Source organism: Lysinibacillus odysseyi 34hs-1 = NBRC 100172 (assembly GCF_001591965.1).
Taxonomy (GTDB): domain Bacteria; phylum Bacillota; class Bacilli; order Bacillales_A; family Planococcaceae; genus Lysinibacillus_B; species Lysinibacillus_B odysseyi.
In genome coordinates this window covers 148,583-164,301 of the sequence record NZ_BCVX01000006.1, presented here as the reverse complement: position 1 = coordinate 164,301, position 15,719 = coordinate 148,583, and the positions used below count along the sequence as shown (strand labels likewise).

The window sequence follows — 15,719 nt, the reverse complement described above, 5'->3', positions numbered from 1 at the left end:
GTATCTTTTCTTATAGGGGGAGCGGAATATTTTTCTATTAATTTAATCTAGCAGCCCGGCATCCTTTGCTTTATTCACTGCTTCGGCGCGGGATTCGACCTGCAGGTGTGTAAAAATCTTTGTCAGGTAGTTTTCGACTGTTCGCTGTGAGACGCCAATCTCTACTGCGATCGCTTTGTTTGTAAAGCCCTCGGCGACCAGCTTTAAAATGGTACGCTCCTTTTCAGGCAGCGAAGAGCTGCCCGCTGTTTTTCCGGCTGTCATTTTCCTCGCAATGTAATCAAGGAATTCGGCGGGCACAAGCAGATCTCCCCGAAGAACGGCGCTGATTGTATGGTTGACCTGTTCTTTTGTTGCGGTTTTTGACAGCAGGCCATCGACTTTCCGCTTAATAAGCAGATCATAATAGTCTTTTAAATCATAGCCTGTATAAAGGATAAGGCGTGTACCGGGGGAGATTTCCCGGAGTTCTGCTGCGAGCTGAATGCCGTTAATCGGCTGCATATTAACATCCAGCAAGCAGCAGTCATATGTTTCCCGGCGCAGCAGCTCTAAAGCAAACACCGGATTTGTTTCTGTATCAATAGACCACTGCTCGTCATGATCCAGCAGTGCCTTTGTGCCGTTCAATACAACCGGATGATCATCTATAAGTAATAGTTTCATTTATTCATCTCCTTCCTCTATATGAATGGCAATTCGAAGACCGGTTTCTTGCCTGTCGTCAATATGCATTGTGCCATTAAAGGCACGTACTCTTTCATGCATGCCCTTTATGCCCATTGTATGAGACGCGGCAAGCGCGTTTTTCTCCAGTCCAACACCATCGTCCTCATAAACAATGTCAATACGGCGGGAACGGGCGGAGACAGTGAGGGTTACATAAGAGGCATGGGCATGCTTCATCGCATTGTTTAGCAGCTCCTGCACGATACGGTAAATCATAAGGGCATAGGTTGGATTCGGTATCTCTTCAATCTGAAACTGCTCCTTCAGCACAAAATCGGCGCGCAGCTTGATCTTCCCGCAAAATTTTGTCAGGGCAGAATGCAGCCCAAGCGTATCAAGCAGCGGCGGATTCAGCGTTTCACAATATTCACGAAGCTCATAAGAAATATCGAGGAGCTGCTCCCTGATATCGGACAGCTTCTGTTTATCAACTAGTGCAGTGGACATATCCAGCTCCCTTGCCAAGTAAAGCTGCTCCTGCAGAATCGTGTCGTGCAGCTCCTGGGCTAAAATGGCTTTTTCCTGTTCGACAAATTGCCACACAAGGCGGTTCACCCATGGTATGTCACCGATTTCCCGTGAAGCCTCCTCCATCAGTTCCTCCATACGCTTCAGGCTGCTGAAGAACGCATCACTATACATAGCCAGCAGCTCGAGCCAGATTATTTCCTCGTTCCGAAGCTGGATCGTTTCCTTTTCGGATCCAATAATAATAAGCAGCTGTTTTGTCGTATAGCGGTGCAGCAGCAGCTCATAAAATCCGCCGCGTTTTGTTACTTCAAACGGCCGGAGTGTGATCTGGTCATAGGGAAGCTCCCGCAATACTACTTCCTCAAAATCGAGCTTACGCTTGATCTCTCCTGCGATAATACGCATCAGCTCGTCTTCACTGCGGGCGAAACCCATTTTCTTTAATACTTCGTATAAATGCCGCCCCGTTTCACTGTCTGTCACAGGCAGAAGCTTGCGCTGCCTGAAATCCAGCTTTTCTTTAATGACGAGCAGAGTGTATATATAGACTGTCCCTGCTAAAAATAGCAGCAAAAATTGCGGGATTGAAAGGACATCGTATAAAAAGACAGCAAGCCCGCCGGAAAACAACAGCGAAGAAACAGTAGAAATACTCCCGTAGTAACGCAGGCGCGACAGGTGATACTGCAGCCCAAATAAGCGCTCGGTCAGCTGTGTGAAAATGAAGCTGAACGGCAGTAGCAAAAAGAAAACGGCCGCAATTTCCGGTGCTACAAAAGGATTTCCCGTCAGCAGCTTGGGCAGGACAAACAAAAATACATACGGCAAAAACGGTACAATGCAGCTGAGGATTAAAATTCGAATCTGCAGCTTTTTTGACCGGGCGTAGCCGTAAAGCAGAATACGGAAAATCGTCAGAACCCCGATCGAGAAGAACAGCAGTGTCATCCAATCTACTATTGTCTGCAGCCGCGGCCAGAACATCGTTATAAAGCTTGCTGAGAAAATGACAATAGGAAAGCTGTACATAAACAGCAGATTGGATGTGTACGGCCATTTTACCGCTATCCGGTCGAAATAATTCCGCAGGAAATGCACGAGTATACTAATGCACAGCATCATGGCCGTACTAAAAATAATATAACTGAACAAATCACTGCCAAATGCCCCAGCAGAGCTTATATAAGCAAGGCTGACAGTGAGTAAAAACAGAATGAGCATCGGCAGCAGACGGTTTCCGTTAAAGCGCACAAGATACAGCGCCGAGCAGAATGTCAGCAGAAAGTAAAAGGAAGGCAGCAAGAAATATAAGTAAAAGGAATAGGAAGGATGAACAGAAACTCCTTGTCCTTGGGTAAAGCTGTAAGCTGCGGTTAGTATGTATAGCCCGAATGCCAAATAGGTAAAAAGTGACAGCCCGAACCAATGTTTTTTTATGAGCTGGAGAGTATCTATCATTACCACTCCTTTCCTGCCGTTTTCTTTCCATTATGAACAACTTTCCAGAAAAGGGGAAGGGAGCAAGTGCCATTTTCGGTTCCACACCCATTTTTTCGCGATAGCGCAAATACGGCAGCGGAAAGGCGCAATCGTGTATGCGGTGCGTATCGTGTTACGGTATGGCTAACAGAAAAAGGGGGAAGTAAAGTGAAGCATCCATTGACACTGTTTGGGCTGTTCTGTCTTGCTATTTCAATTGTTCCGTTATTTTTAATGGCTAGAGAAACTTATATAAACAATCTTCTGTTTGGCCGCTATGATATTGCTCACGCCTATAAGGGAGATGGCTTTCCATCAGTGCTTGATACACAAAAAATTGAAGTAAACGGCTTTACGATCGAAACGAGAGAGAAGCCGACAGGAAGAAAAGCACCTGAGGCCTGGTGGAATACAGAGGAGAATGGGGAAGCGGACGATATCGTAAAGCTCCAGCTCCTTGTAAACGGCAAGGAAATATCAAGTGCCGATGAAATTGCGCTTTCTGGCAGTGACAGCGGCAGCCGTTACTGGTCGTGGCTCGATGTGCTGCTTGTAAAGGACAAAAAGAACGATGAGGAGCAGATCACAATTGTCCAAAGGCTGTCTGATGATAGTGTCATGCAGGAGAACTACCGCTGGAAGATCATTTCGATTGCTGAAGACGGCGAGCTGTCAGAGGAGGAAATTCAGTACCGCACCCGTTCAGAAAATCCGCTTGCTGTCAGGCTGATTAATTTCTCGGAAACAGGATTGATCTCCATGGGGTATTATTCTGATTTACTGCACTATTATCCATCACTATTTTATCCGGTACTTTATCCATTTGGTACGGCGGCTTTCGGGGTGATCTTTGTATTACTGGGATTCTTTTTGCAACGAAGAAAAAAGCGTAATGCAGCGGCTGCTAGTAGAGCCCTTCTATAATATAGTGCTGCAACTGGCAAGCTTTCATATAAAAGGTTTTAAAGAAAAAGGAGTGAAGAACAAATGCAGAAGGTAATCGCTAAAATAGCAGGCGCAGGAACAGGCATGACGGTGCTGTTCCTATGGATATTGGTCACTTCAAGAATTGATTGGTACGAGGTCAGCGAGACATTGTCAAACCGTCATTTGTGGCTGTTGTTTTTCGGCTACGGCTTACTAGTGGCACTCATAGTAGAAGGAGTCATCTGGAAGTTCCAGATAAAAAGGCGGGAAGTTCGGCCCGTCAGCTATATGGCTGCAGGCTTTCTAATATTCTTTGCTTTTGGAGTAAATGTGTTTGCTGTCATTGCGGGCATCATTTCAGCAGTCTTTGCGTTTTTCTTTTATATCGGCGAAATGGCTGCAAGGCATTCAAAGATTTACCGATTCGTATTTGCCTTTGTGCTGCCGGCTTTGCTTCTTATTATCGCCTGGGTCGATTTTTCAGTGAAGCAGGGGTGGGAAGAAAACAGAACAGAAGAAGGATATGAAGCATCGTTCCAGTATTTTCACGGGGAGCACCGCATCCCAGTGGAATTGAAGAAGGGGGAGTCTATCGCCTTTACAATCAACTTTAATGCTGACAACGGAGGAGGCTACGGTCACTCTTTTGAAGATGCGAAGGGACGGCCGACCGGGATGGATGAGCTGGGAGAAGACTGGCTTGGATATAAAGCCGAGAAGGACGGGATATACTACATTGTTCTTTGGGGAGACGAGGTTAGTGGTAGTATCCTGATAGATTGGGAGTTTAAACAAATCTAGAAAGAGTTACAGCAGTAAGAAAATGAACATGCTGTACGGAATATTTATAAGGAAAATAAAAGGTAGAAAATTGCCATGTCAGCTTCAGCAGGTTGAATTGGGGAAAAGCGTTAAACAAGAAAGAGAAGGCCGGGCAAAAAAGCATAATATTCAATGGGTTATAGAGAGTAAAAAGGGAAACGCCTAAAGATGGCGTTTCCTTTAACTTTCAAAGAAATACTTTATCAATAGCAGGCCTGTCGTAATCCAAAATCCAATCATTGTATTTTTGATAAATATCTCTTATTGAATCAGAGGACGCTGCCAATAGATCACAACCCCTATCATCGTAAACGTGAAAAATCGTTTTCCTATTCATATTAATAAAATAAACTCTATGAAACAGCCTTGGCTTCAACCCCAGATCCTGATTGCAAATTGCTTTTAATAACGGAGCGTATTTAATATCGGATGTTTTGCATTGTAAAATAAATCTGTGCGTCTTAAATATGCCTTCTTCATTATCTTCAGGAAAAATATAAGGAAGTTCTTGATGTTGCAATGTAAATAACAATGATTTTTTTACATAGGGAGGGAAGTTCTTTAGCTGACGTTTAAGGTTTTTTCCGTTATAAAAGTCATTGACATCTATCACGATGAAAGTGTCATCTGCTGGAGAATGTACGGCTTCAAATAAAGCAATCGCCCTTTTATAACATTTTTGTGCATAAAGGGCATCTGAAAAAGTTCCCGGTATTCCAAGCTCAAAACGTATGCCAGTAGGCCAACTATAGAACAATGGTGGTTTAAGCTCTAATTGGGGATAATTTTTTTGCATAAAGTCATTTAACCGCATCTCAACACCTCAAAGTTAGTATGATCAATCTAGGTGACCCGAATTACATGGATATAAGTTTCTGATATTTCCCAAGCAATGATAGTAGCAAAGGTTTTTTACTGCTCTCATGAAAGCGACGTTCATTGACATCCCACCCCTCTCTTACTGAATGACGATATTCCCTACATATTGAGCATCGCCTTTGTCAGTAGGGAGGTCAACGACAATGATATACTCGCCTTTTTCGTTCGGCAGGGTGAAAGATTGGCCGGTATGATCAATTGCTACCTCTATTTTGTCTTCATTTTGCCAAAGCGCTATTTGGACCTTTTTTATGTCAAAATGGCCGTCTTCAATGGAAAATTGTATGTTCTGCCCGGCAGTAAATACCATTTTGCTTTGCCTTTTCGCTAAAGAATAAATATCTTTCGTTTCCTTATTGTATTTGTTATCATACGTCCAATCGATATTTGCTTCTGCTAATTTTTCTTCTTGAGTAATATCATCAGGGTTAATAAGTGAAACAGTGGGCGGGGAAAAATCATATTCCTCTCCAATACATCCTGCTAACGCCGGGATAAGCAATATGCCTATCATAAATTTAATCAATCGGCTCATATCGCACCACTCCTATTTATTTTCTTAAAATGCAATTTTTAACTGATGATTATAATAGTTTACCATAAATCACCGCTTTCCCTGCTGTCGATTAAATGACCAGACATAATCAAATTTTAGAAAAAGCCTTTTTCTTGAACCGAAAAAGGGAATAGTATAAATAATGGACGAGTTTGGCAGATGAAAGTTCTATATCTGTGAGCCAAACAACTATCAAATAAAGAGGAGGAACAAGCAATGGCAATTGTAGAGGCAACAGATCAAACATTTGAACAGGAAATAAAGGAAGGGACAGTACTTGTTGATTTTTGGGCGACATGGTGCGGACCATGCAAAATGCTTGCTCCTGTGCTCGAGGAGCTTGAGGCAGAAATCGGGGGCAAAGTGAAGATTGTCAAAATCGAAGTGGAGGAAAATCCGGTGACGGCTCAAGAATATGGTGTTATGTCTGTACCGACATTGCTGCTATTTTCGGATGGAGAAATGAAGGGAAGGTCAGGCGGCTATCAGCCAAAGGAGCTGCTGTTGGAGTTCATAGAGAATAATATGGCATAAAAGCATCCCTGAAACGGGCAGAACAGCTGTCACGTTTCAGGGGTGGTTTCATATATATAGGTATCCTTTTCAAAAGGGGGCTTTTTACTGAATCCGCTTTAAAATGGCTTTTAGTTCGGCTGTTTCGGAAATTGTATAGACCGTATGTGTATCATCTGCGTGCATAAGCGAGGGTGAGCCATTTTCATTCCACCATAAAAAATATTGTTCTCCTTCCAGTTCGAAACTCATGTCAGGATCAGCCATATTAGCGATACCGGGCATCTGGTGTGCTGTTTTAATTAGCTCCTTCGCTGCTTCTATATCTTCAGGGTCGGAAATTGTTTTGTAAGCGTTATGTGCTTCTGCATCAGTTTGCAGGTAGTCTGTTAATAGTGCTACTACATGTTCTCCGGTAAGTTCGCCATAGCCATCTTCCCCACTAAACATAATTTTCGCCTTTCCGATCCAGATGTTGTACTCTAATAGCCGCTCCGGCTCGTTCGCATCATAGCGGATGAACAGTGCCAGCTTTGCGTCAGGACCACGTACCATTTCCTTTTCGACACCTTCATGCCAAACAATCTGTCCAAATATTTGCTGCAGCGCTAAAATATCTTCAGGCGCAAAAATAGGATCATGTTCATTTACCGTAAAAAACGCCAAATGACGCAAATTTTTCTTTTCATCGGGCTTCCCGAACATGCGGGCAATCTGTTTTTCCACAAACCTCTCGCCGTTTTTGACGACCTTCCCGGTCATTTCTTCTGCGACAACGACGGTCGATGGTTCGTTTATCACGACAATTTTTTGTACATTGTCAATGACCTCTTCACCTGTCTTTTCCAAATAACCGGTTGTTAGCTTCGTTTCCTTATAGGTGCCGTCCTGTAAATAATAGTCTTCGATCATCTGGAGCTCCATAATCTTCTGCTTGCCATTGTGTGTCACTTTTGTCACCGAGTTCATATACACGTATCCATCATCACCTGGAATCATCGCCGCCTCGACATGTACATCTGCTTTATTTTCACCACTTGTTAGCATGGGCTCTTCTTTTAAAAACAGGGCACCGGCACATAAAAGCAAGACAAGAAATCCTGCCAGAACAATCCGGTATTTTCCGTTATGCTGCTGTTTCGTTTTCTGTATAATTCGCTGTTCGAGCCCTTGGCGGTAGGGGGCTTGTTGTTCAATCTCTGTTTCCAATCGTTTCTTCATCCAGCTGTACCTCCCATTCTCGCAACTCCTTGCTTAATAAATTCTTTGCCCGTTTTAACCGTGTATGGACCGTATTTTCTGAGCATTGTAAAATCCCAGCAATCTCCCGTCCTTTTAATTCGTTAAAGTAGTAGAGAACGATGACTTCCCTATAAATAACCGGCAAGGCAAGCACTGTATTTAGGACATCCTCTTTTCTCGCCCGATTGGCAACCTGAATTTCTACGGATTGCCTGCTTCGAAATGTGAATTTCTCCAGCCATTCATGTGTTTTGTTCTTCCAGCTCCGAAGATAATCATGGCACCGGTTATAGGTCAATTTTGTTAAGTATGTCTTTAGAGAAGCTTCCTGACGAAACTGGCCCTGCTTTTTATAAAAGGCGAGCAGCACTTCCTGTGTAATATCTTCAGCCGCCTGCCGGTTCTTCGTATATAGATAAGCGGTCTGATAAATATGCTTGCTGTATGTATGGACAACTTCTTCAAATTCCACATCGCCGCCTCCTTTCATTTATAATAGACGGTGCAAACAGGTAAATTCTTTCATAAAAGTTAATGTTACATGATATTTTTTTTAAAAAGAGAGGAAAGTTGGAATAAATAAATTAGTTGACCCGGGTTGAGGATAGGGACAATCAAGTTTTATGGAAAAGTAATACGGAATAGGTGAATTATCGGAACCTCTTTACTCCCTTAAGCGTATACGAAGTATTACATTCGCTGGAGGTATATATGAACAATCCTCAAAAGGTGGCCATTATCGGAGGAACAGGGAAAGCAGGTCGTCATATAGCAGCAGAGGCTCTACAAAAAGGATATCAAGTGCGCATGCTGGTGAGAGACCCGGGGAAATTGAAACATCTGGACAAAAGCATTGAAATCGTTAAAGGGAGTATACAGGATATAGAGGCTATCCGTCTTTTACTGAAAGGCTGCGGAACTGTAATTAATACGTTTGGTCAGCCTTACAAAGATAAGCCTATATATAGTGAGTCAACGGAAAATATACTGGACGCCATGAAGGAATTTGAAATTAGACGCTATATCGGTGTTACAGGTGGTTCCCTAACAATCGAGGGTGATAAAAAGAGTATTTGGAACCGAATTGGAGCAAAGATGTTTGATATTTTCCTTTCTACTATGATGAAAGATAAAAAAAGGGAATGGGAGATTTTAAACGAAACTGAACATATTGAATGGACACTGATCAGGCTCCCTTTTATCATTGATGGGATAAAAACGGCTCATGTAAAGGAAAATCTCGTAGATATGCCCGGTACGAAAATTACCAATCAAGATATAGCGTCCTTTATCATCAGCCAGATAAATGACTTTAAGTATATAAAGAAAGCGCCATTCATTTCCCATTGATCTTATAGGACTGCTAATAAAGGAATATATAAAACAGAATCTTGGGCGCAGCGATATTCACCTGTTCTATTCGTAATAAGGAGCTGGCGTATCAGAGCACACCCTCCGATTCAGAAAACCATATTTTTCTGTCCGGACAGCACGATATTCGTCGAGGGAGTTCCGTACGGCATGGCCTGATCGATGAATTGCTCGAGTGTTTCGACAGATTGCGTGGCGATTTTGACGATATAGCTGATTTCACCCGCTACCCGGTAACACTCCAATACATCTGGATGGCTGCAGCAGAACGCCGACAGTTTTTTGCAGTCGCTGGATTTAAACAGAACGAGGGCTACGATTGGGCGGTCGAGCTTTTTAAAATCAATTGAGGCGTAATAGCCGGTGATGATTTCTTGTTCTTCTAGCTTCTTAATTCTTTCTGCGACTGCAGGGGGAGAGAGGTGAACGTGCGACGCAATCTCTTTTGTCGTGCATTTTGCATTACGCTCTAACTGCTTCAAAATTTCGTAATCAATTGTATCCATATTGTCTCCTTTATTAAATTAAGTCTTTCTATGAATTATCCATAAAAATAAAAGTGAATTCAATAAAATCCGTTTTTTAAATTATTCAAGAACAGAAGAAAAATCCTTACACTAGTGAAAAGTAAGGAGGAGATTTAGATGAAGAAGATTTTATTGTTATTGGCAAATGGATTTGAAGCATATGAGGCGAGCGTGTTTACGGACGTGCTCGGCTGGAATCAGCTGGAGGGAGACGGCACGACGGAGGTTATCACTGCTGGAATCCGCCCATACCTGCAGGCAACATGGAATTTCAATGTAACACCTGAAAAACTTGTGCAGGATCTCAACTTGGAAGAATTCGATGCTCTGGCGATACCCGGCGGATTTGAGGAAGCAGGTTTTTATGAAGAGGCTTTCGGCGAGATATTTTCTAAGATTATCCGACACTTTAATCAATATAAAAAACCAATTGCTTCGATCTGTGTCGCTTCGTTAGCCCTGGCTCACAGTGGAGTTTTGTACGGACGAAAAGCGACGACCTATAGTCATCCGACAAGCATCCGTATGGCACAGCTTGCATCCTATGGAGTGCACGTATCGACTGAACGGATTGTAGTGGACGAACATATTATCACATCTTCGAATCCGGGTACGGCAATCGACGTAGCGTTCTTGCTGCTGGAGATGCTGACATCAAAAGAGAATACTGAAAAGGTGCGGGATTTAATGGGGTTTAATATTTGCCAGCAGAATCCCGTAAAATAGGGGGCAAGTAATGGAAACGATTGATCAGCTAAAGCAGGCGATCAACAAACTGGAGAATCACGAAGCAAAAAGTCTGTTGTTCCTGCTATTGCTGCAGAACGAACAAGGAAATACAGAGCAGATTTCTAAAATGTTGAAGAATACAAAAAAGTTTTTGCTCAGGAAGAACCATACTGAACAAACCAGTAAACCACAAACGGTACATATTATATTTGGTGAGTCGGCAGGAGGCAGTTTAAAGCATGCATTTCGTGACACGCCATATGAAAAAACGGAATCAGTCATCACGCTGCCAGGCTACTTATCAGTTGGCCCTATACAAGCATTACATACAAAAGAAGGGTTGGACAACCGTTTTAAGTGGCTTAAAAACCATTTCCGTGATGAGTTTGATGATTTAGAAACTGTTAAGCGTAACATGGAAAAAGCAATGCAGCAAATCGAGGCTATCCAGCCGCATCAGCAAGTCATTATCTGGACATGTGAAAACGCAGCTGAGCAGACAGCGCTGCGCGTTGTACTCTATCTATTGAAAGAAAAAGCGAATGAGATAAAGACAATCAATACTTTCGAAGCGTATCATAAATTATTTGATATACCTTTTCGGGAAGAGGATTTTTATCCGCGCTCTTCCGGTGAAATAAACGGAGAGCAGTTCCTTTTATTTTATGAACAACTGCCAATCAAACTGCTGAAACTGGAGCAGCGAGCAACTCTTTGGATGGAAGGGGAAACTCTCCTTCAAACAAATGGACTTCTAAGAGTATGGGAAGATGGACAAATTCATAACGTCAGGGAAGACAAGGAAGATTCATTCATCATTGAATGTGCAAGCAGCCTGCATAAAAAACATAAAACACATAAATTTATGAAGGCACTACGACTTGTTGGGGAAGTGATTGGGCATACGAAGCAATATAACGGAGACGAATGGATCGAATACCGGCTCCGTTATTTAATCGAGCAGGGAGTTTTTGAATACCGAGGAGAGCTGCACGCTATGCGGTTTTACGAGGTAAAGTTGAAAGAGTCGTTTTTTTAAACAGGGGTAAGTAAGAACATACAAGCAAATCTGCTAAGTAAAAACCATTCAATTTGTAATACCTTAAAATGGAACTTTTTACTATATACACCGTCTCGTTTGTAGTTGGAAAATTCATGTAAAATACAAACGAAACGGCGGGTGGGAAAATGGCTAAAAAGATAATAGTTCCGGTATTTTATATAGCTGAGTGGGTTTTCTTCCTCTATGTTTTTCTATTTGTCCTAACTTTTAACTTGCTCAATTATGTAAATTTTCTTCTGGTAGATATGCCGGGGGAGGAGAGGGTTCCATTCGCCTCGTCTACTGGAAAGTCCCTACTTATACTATTTGCATTCGGATTGGTTTGTTTTATTTATATAAGATATTTGGCTGGTCATCGGATGTACCGGAAAGTGAAGGCAGCTATCTGGGGGTTTATATTTACTGTAAACTCTCTCAGCTGTGTTTTTTTCTTTAGTATAAGTTTTACGTTTGAATTGTATGAAGGAGAACGGTTGATACTGCTGCTTGCTGCCTGCATCAGCATTGCTCTTGTGATACAAATCGGGATGAAATATCAAGCGGATAGTTCCGTTGATTGATGGAAGGGCGAGGGTCTTTTAGCAGAAGGCAAAGTGAAGTAAGGGGCTGGAAATAGAGGAGGAAGGGAAATGCATATTAGAAATTCGGCAAAAGCCATTATTATTAGCGGGGACAAGGTTTTATTAACAAAAAATCAAGACAAAGATGGCTATTTTTATCTTTTCCCCGGCGGTGGGCAGGAACACGGGGAGACAATCCATCAAGCATTAATCAGAGAGTGCGTGGAGGAGATTGGCCACCAGGTAGAAGTCGGCGAACTGCTTCATATCCGGGAGTATATCGGACGAAATCACGAACATTGGCCGTTTGATTATAATCTTCATCAAGTTGAGTATTATTTTACTAGTAAAATCGTAGAAGAAGCACATAACGATAAAGAGCCTACTAATCCTGACAGTCATCAAGTTGGGATGGAATGGGTGCCTGTAAATGATTTGCTCCGATATAGGTTATATCCTAAAGAGTTACGGAAATATATTATGGAATACTTTAATGGTGTGAAATCTCCGGTTTATCTGGGAGATATGAATTGATACATTGTTTAGCTGGTATTTCGCTCCAATGATTTTATTATCTTGTAAAAATGAGCCTAAAAGAAGCACAGCTTTAACGAAAAATAAAGGGGATGTAAAATGAAACAAGCGCTGCTGATTATTGATGCACAACAGGAATTGATAGAAGGTAAGGGGGAACAGAAGCCTGTCTATGAAAAAGAGAAGCTGATCCAAACGATTAACAACGTGATAGAGGAAGCAGAGAAGCGAGAGATACCGATTCTTTTCGTGCGGGATGTGGATGTTGCAGGGGGCGAGGGTGATGGTTTTCAAGTGCACCGGGACATACATGTCCCTCAGGGAGCACCGATGTTCAATAAGCAGGCGACAAATGCCTTCTACGGAACGGAGCTGCTTCGTTATTTACAGAATAGTGAAGTGGGCCATCTTGTCGTAATGGGCTGCCAGACAGAGTATTGTATCGACACGGCTGTCAGGACGGCAACAGTGAACGGGTTTGACGTGACGCTTGTAGAGAACGGACATTCAACGACTGACTCTACAGTATTATCCGCCAAGCAGATTATCGCACATCATAATAAAACATTGCATGGCCACTACAACGTAGACAATTTTTCTGTAGTGAGAAGCTCAGAGGAAGCACTATTTGAGCCGATTCATGACGACTACCGGTAGCATTTTGCAAAGGGACAAAAAGGTACCAAAATGAAAAAAGATATAGTGAGAGTTGAATTTACATTATACGGCGACGATTGGCCTGTTGAAGCGTTCACGGAAGAAATCGGGATTAAGCCGACAACGTGCTATAAAAAAGGGGATACATTTAAACCCGATTTTAGTCGGTTTGAAACGGTTTGGAGTATCCAGACAGAGGATATGAAAATTCGTTATAAGGAAGAGGAAGACAGGGAATTCTTTGAAACGATCATAAGACAGTTGCGTCCTCATATCCCATTGATTAATAAATATAGGGCGAAATATCAGCTTGAAGCTAAATTTTTTGCTCTTTATTCATTTTATTGGGCACAGACACCGGGAATGCGGGTGGAGCCGGAAGTCATCGCATTTGCCCATGAAATCGGTGCGTATATTGACGTATATATTGATAAGGTAATAGATTAGAGGGCTAATTGCTTTTTATGGAAGTTGGGTTACCCCTTATATTTTAATCAATATCCAAAATACAAGGGGGTTTTCCTATGTGGGGAATTCATCTAAAGGCTAATAAAAGCCCTTTCAAAATAGCCAAGTTCTCATCAAAAAATGCCTGATGCTTTTCAAGCCCCCGCTGTCTGCACCAGCCTAATGAAGTAAAAGCATCGGTAAAGCGGTAAAAGGGCAGGATCATGTCAAGATCGATGAGCGGCCGAACGGAGCGGTAGCCTTCCTGGTAGGCTTCACGTGTCCCCGGGTTGTGCAAAAAGATATCACGATTGATTTTCGTAAAGTCGATTTCCGTAGAGCCGAATCGGGCGGTTTCAAAGTCGATAATACCGGATACCTGATTATTACTAGTTAGTATGTTTGCCGACCGGAAATCCCTGTGAATAAAGCACGGACCATCAGGCGGCGGCAGCAGTTTTCTCCACGCTTCATATAATTCGAGCGTTTGATCATATAAATCGGCTGGGATAGCTCCTTCTACATCTTTCGCAAAGTTATAGAATTGCTTATTCAGAAAGGTCCCCCATTCCTCGTAGACATTTGAAAGCCCGCGGTATTCCTTCGTGACGTCAGGCGTAACGGTATGCAGCGTTGCGTGATTTACGCCAATATCATAAGCAAGTTTGTTATCTACCTTTTTAGGAACGGGCTGCCCTTGTATGCAAGACAGCAGCAGGGCACCTGTAATTTCTTCATCTCCTTCCCAATAGTCCAGGACATCAGGCACTCGTATAGTCTCCCGTAATACCTCCAATGCCTCGGCCTCCCGTACCAGCTTCTCCGTTGTGTAAGGGATTTTAAGAAAGACAGTCTCCTGACTTGAAAGCTTTAACCGGTATACAGCAGAGCTGAATGATTCAGGCACGCCTTCCACCGCTAAAACATGCAGGTTCATTTTCTTGATTACGTATGCTAATTGGTCCATTTTGTTCTCCTGTTTCTTTCGTTCTTATACAGCGGCGTTATAGTAATGAATTTCAACATCCACCTGAATTTTCCTGCTTTTAATTATTTCAAGACGTATCATAGAGCCTCTGGTTGAGGTTAAAAGAGTTTACTTCCGCTCTTTCTAACTGACTTCTTTGGATATGCTTTATTTGGCTAACATGTGTAATGAAAAGGTGCGTTATTTTTTATAATTTGGGCTTACTATTAATGAAAGATAGAGCATTTCTTTTTAAAATACTGAACGTCTATGGAATAATGAAACGGACGATAGGGAAAGGGGTTATACGATTGAAAGTATTAGTCGTTGGAGCTAATGGACAGATCGGCAAACAATTGGTGAAGCTGTTAAAGGAGAGTGATCAGTACAGTGTTACTGCGTTCGTTCGAACAGAGCAGCAGGCAAGGGAGTTTGAAGACTTTGGGGTGGAAACAGTCCTAGGGAATCTTGAAGGAACGGTTGTAGAGCTTGAAAAAGCGTTAAAGGGCAGTGATGCGGTCGTCTTTACAGCAGGCTCAGGCGGAAAAACTGGGTATGACAAAACATTGCTCATTGATCTTGATGGGGCTGTGAAAGTAATGGAAGCAGCTGAAAATGCAGGAGCACAACGATTTATTATGGTCAGTGCGCTACAGGCACACAATCGCCAAAATTGGAATGAACAAATTAAGCCTTACTATGTTGCGAAACATTATGCTGACCGAATCCTCGTTCAAAGCAAATTAACCTACACAATCATCCGCCCTGGAGGACTTCTGAATGAGCCTGGTACCGCTAAAGTAACTATAGCGGAAAACCTTGAAAGAGGAAGTATTCCAAGAGAAGACGTGGCGAAAACTATTCTCGCGGTTATAAATGAAGAGAGCACCTTCAATAAATCATTTGATCTTGTGTCAGGTGAGGTGCCAATTATAGAGGCGGTAAAGAATATATAATATTCTACAGCCCTTTCAACATGTAAAAGGGTTGTATGTGATGTAAAGGAGGCTTGGACTGACGTGAGATGCGGGGCAAAATGCTTTCTTGTTGAATTCGAAGTAAATGGTGAAATTCAATCAAAGCCTATTGTAGCAAGAACACCGGTAGAAGCGAGGAAAACGATACGTCTAACATATGGACAAGGACCCCGGATTTTAACGGTTAAAGAAGAGAAGAAAAGAAGCTAGGGAACAATCTGAAATTTAAAAACATCACTTCTCCGCAACTCTTTATTTCTTATATGTAT

The 15,719-nt window shown here is 42.4% G+C and carries 20 protein-coding genes; 12 read left to right on the top strand and 8 right to left on the bottom strand.

Features of this window, described 5'->3' with window-relative positions:
• Window positions 1-42: 42 nt before the first annotated feature.
• Window positions 43-666, bottom strand: coding sequence for a response regulator (locus BOD01S_RS11540; protein ID WP_036153761.1), 624 nt, complete (start codon window positions 664-666; stop codon window positions 43-45).
• Window positions 667-2,658, bottom strand: a complete 1,992-nt coding sequence (locus BOD01S_RS11535; RefSeq protein ID WP_052124799.1) for a sensor histidine kinase — start codon at window positions 2,656-2,658, stop codon at window positions 667-669. It abuts the gene before it with no gap.
• A gap of 66 nt (window positions 2,659-2,724) precedes the next feature.
• Here BOD01S_RS11535 and BOD01S_RS11530 point away from each other — a divergent pair, with 66 nt between their 5' ends.
• Both BOD01S_RS11530 and BOD01S_RS11525 read left to right on the top strand, forming a co-directional pair.
• Window positions 2,725-3,603: a hypothetical protein gene (locus tag BOD01S_RS11530; RefSeq protein ID WP_036153764.1), complete on the top strand. Its 879-nt coding sequence runs from the start codon at window positions 2,725-2,727 to the stop codon at window positions 3,601-3,603.
• Window positions 3,604-3,666: 63 nt separating this feature from the next.
• Window positions 3,667-4,407 (top strand): hypothetical protein, encoded by a 741-nt coding sequence (locus BOD01S_RS11525; protein ID WP_036153766.1) that lies wholly within the window; start codon window positions 3,667-3,669, stop codon window positions 4,405-4,407.
• A gap of 208 nt (window positions 4,408-4,615) precedes the next feature.
• Here the strand turns inward: BOD01S_RS11525 and BOD01S_RS11520 are convergent, their stop codons facing one another.
• A complete protein-coding gene (locus BOD01S_RS11520) occupies window positions 4,616-5,242 on the bottom strand; it encodes a DUF3885 domain-containing protein (protein ID WP_036153769.1) in 627 nt (208 codons plus the stop codon).
• A 144-nt stretch (window positions 5,243-5,386) separates the two neighbouring features.
• Entirely contained in the window at window positions 5,387-5,842 is a 456-nt protein-coding gene (locus BOD01S_RS11515; RefSeq protein ID WP_036153773.1) for a hypothetical protein, read from the bottom strand.
• A 237-nt stretch (window positions 5,843-6,079) separates the two neighbouring features.
• Here BOD01S_RS11515 and trxA point away from each other — a divergent pair, with 237 nt between their 5' ends.
• Window positions 6,080-6,397, top strand: coding sequence for a thioredoxin (trxA, locus tag BOD01S_RS11510; RefSeq protein ID WP_036153775.1), 318 nt, complete (start codon window positions 6,080-6,082; stop codon window positions 6,395-6,397).
• Between the two features lie 84 nt (window positions 6,398-6,481).
• Here trxA and BOD01S_RS11505 read toward each other — a convergent pair whose 3' ends face one another.
• Window positions 6,482-7,597, bottom strand: a complete 1,116-nt coding sequence (locus tag BOD01S_RS11505) for a hypothetical protein (protein ID WP_052124800.1) — start codon at window positions 7,595-7,597, stop codon at window positions 6,482-6,484.
• Window positions 7,569-8,090, bottom strand: a complete 522-nt coding sequence (locus BOD01S_RS11500; protein WP_036153777.1) for an RNA polymerase sigma factor — start codon at window positions 8,088-8,090, stop codon at window positions 7,569-7,571. Before BOD01S_RS11500 ends, BOD01S_RS11505 begins: the two co-directional genes overlap by 29 nt.
• 239 nt (window positions 8,091-8,329) lie before the next feature.
• Here BOD01S_RS11500 and BOD01S_RS11495 point away from each other — a divergent pair, with 239 nt between their 5' ends.
• Window positions 8,330-8,968, top strand: a complete 639-nt coding sequence (locus BOD01S_RS11495) for an NAD(P)H-binding protein (RefSeq protein WP_036153780.1) — start codon at window positions 8,330-8,332, stop codon at window positions 8,966-8,968.
• Between the two features lie 110 nt (window positions 8,969-9,078).
• Here BOD01S_RS11495 and BOD01S_RS11490 read toward each other — a convergent pair whose 3' ends face one another.
• Window positions 9,079-9,495 (bottom strand): Lrp/AsnC family transcriptional regulator, encoded by a 417-nt coding sequence (locus BOD01S_RS11490; protein ID WP_036153783.1) that lies wholly within the window; start codon window positions 9,493-9,495, stop codon window positions 9,079-9,081.
• Window positions 9,496-9,633: 138 nt separating this feature from the next.
• Here BOD01S_RS11490 and BOD01S_RS11485 point away from each other — a divergent pair, with 138 nt between their 5' ends.
• From BOD01S_RS11485 to BOD01S_RS11460, 6 genes are all read left to right on the top strand, one after another.
• Window positions 9,634-10,242 carry a DJ-1/PfpI family protein gene (locus BOD01S_RS11485; protein WP_036153785.1) on the top strand — a complete coding sequence of 203 codons (609 nt, stop codon included), beginning with the start codon at window positions 9,634-9,636 and terminating at the stop codon, window positions 10,240-10,242.
• A 10-nt stretch (window positions 10,243-10,252) separates the two neighbouring features.
• Window positions 10,253-11,284, top strand: a complete 1,032-nt coding sequence (locus BOD01S_RS11480) for a DUF1835 domain-containing protein (protein ID WP_052124801.1) — start codon at window positions 10,253-10,255, stop codon at window positions 11,282-11,284.
• Between the two features lie 149 nt (window positions 11,285-11,433).
• Entirely contained in the window at window positions 11,434-11,868 is a 435-nt protein-coding gene (locus BOD01S_RS11475) for a hypothetical protein (protein ID WP_036153787.1), read from the top strand.
• 69 nt (window positions 11,869-11,937) lie between these two features.
• Complete coding sequence (locus BOD01S_RS11470; RefSeq protein ID WP_036153790.1) at window positions 11,938-12,402, top strand: NUDIX domain-containing protein; 465 nt, start codon at window positions 11,938-11,940, stop codon at window positions 12,400-12,402.
• A 99-nt stretch (window positions 12,403-12,501) separates the two neighbouring features.
• Window positions 12,502-13,059, top strand: coding sequence for a cysteine hydrolase family protein (locus BOD01S_RS11465; protein ID WP_036153792.1), 558 nt, complete (start codon window positions 12,502-12,504; stop codon window positions 13,057-13,059).
• A 30-nt stretch (window positions 13,060-13,089) separates the two neighbouring features.
• On the top strand, window positions 13,090-13,506 hold the full coding sequence (locus BOD01S_RS11460) for a DUF4279 domain-containing protein (RefSeq protein ID WP_052124802.1): 417 nt from the start codon (window positions 13,090-13,092) through the stop codon (window positions 13,504-13,506).
• 88 nt (window positions 13,507-13,594) lie between these two features.
• On the opposite strand, the gene BOD01S_RS11455 is transcribed toward BOD01S_RS11460, so the two are convergent.
• A complete protein-coding gene (locus tag BOD01S_RS11455; protein WP_036153795.1) occupies window positions 13,595-14,473 on the bottom strand; it encodes an aminoglycoside phosphotransferase family protein in 879 nt (292 codons plus the stop codon).
• A 311-nt stretch (window positions 14,474-14,784) separates the two neighbouring features.
• Here BOD01S_RS11455 and BOD01S_RS11450 point away from each other — a divergent pair, with 311 nt between their 5' ends.
• Both BOD01S_RS11450 and BOD01S_RS23290 read left to right on the top strand, forming a co-directional pair.
• Window positions 14,785-15,429, top strand: a complete 645-nt coding sequence (locus BOD01S_RS11450) for an SDR family oxidoreductase (protein WP_036154088.1) — start codon at window positions 14,785-14,787, stop codon at window positions 15,427-15,429.
• Window positions 15,430-15,492: 63 nt separating this feature from the next.
• Window positions 15,493-15,660: a hypothetical protein gene (locus BOD01S_RS23290; RefSeq protein WP_169745608.1), complete on the top strand. Its 168-nt coding sequence runs from the start codon at window positions 15,493-15,495 to the stop codon at window positions 15,658-15,660.
• The last annotated feature ends 59 nt before the right edge of the window (window positions 15,661-15,719 follow it).